The following is a 788-nucleotide window of genomic DNA, read 5'->3' as shown; positions in this document are numbered from 1 at the left end:
CGAAGCTTTTCATGCTGCTGGCCATTTGCTCAGCCAGTTTCTTGATGTCAGATTGGTTAGTCATTGCTTATTCTCCTGTTAGTGGATTATAAGCAGTTACACACTTTTTAGGAAAGGCTCATTGGATGGATAGCATAGCTAATAAAGTTCATAAGCTCACTATCACAGATTTAATGCTATCGTTAATTTTTCATAGTGCTGTGTTAAAAAAACCAGTATTGCAAACGCTTATAGACCGTATCAGTGATGAATCATTAACGATAGAAAGCGTATTTGAATTGCCTATGGCAACTATCATTATTGACGACGATAGCTACCATACTAATACTTATAGTGATTCAACAGCTGTACATGAAGTGAAAGTGTTTTTATCACCCTTAACGAGCTATTTGATTAAGCTCCATAATGGAGGAAGCAAAACTGACAGGATACCGTTTAACACTGATATTCAGAAGCTATACCAAAAATTGCAGATGACAAAATCTCTTAGCCAAAATCACTTATCTATGACTTTAAAGAAGTTTTTGATAGGTGCAGTCTATGTTTTAGAGGATTATTTATTTTTAGATCTACCAGAACATACTTGGTATTTAATACTTGGTTGGGACTCTACCTATGGTCTATCGACAGCTAACTGGCAATCCATAATATACAATCTATCCCATAACTCTATTGCTAAGGTGACTACTAGCATTGAATGTCACAACGATGTCGTTGTAGGGCCTAAAGAGGGTGTAGTGGTCAACTAATTTAGGACACCTGATAAGAGGTTTTGATTAAAGTAACGT

1 protein-coding gene is annotated in these 788 nt (G+C 36.0%); it reads left to right on the top strand.

What is annotated here, in order from left to right:
* Positions 1-125: 125 nt before the first annotated feature.
* Positions 126-749, top strand: coding sequence for a hypothetical protein (locus EI161_RS14540; protein ID WP_192529988.1), 624 nt, complete (start codon positions 126-128; stop codon positions 747-749).
* Positions 750-788 lie beyond the last annotated feature (39 nt).

This window comes from Psychrobacter sp. FME5 (assembly GCF_014861375.1).
GTDB lineage: Bacteria > Pseudomonadota > Gammaproteobacteria > Pseudomonadales > Moraxellaceae > Psychrobacter.
This window is presented reverse-complemented; position numbering and strand designations above follow the sequence as displayed.

Coding starts and splice junctions, on each gene's coding strand:
- EI161_RS14540 (WP_192529988.1), top strand. CDS start 126: ATGGATAGCATAGCTAATAAAGTTCATAAGCTCACTATCACAGATTTA.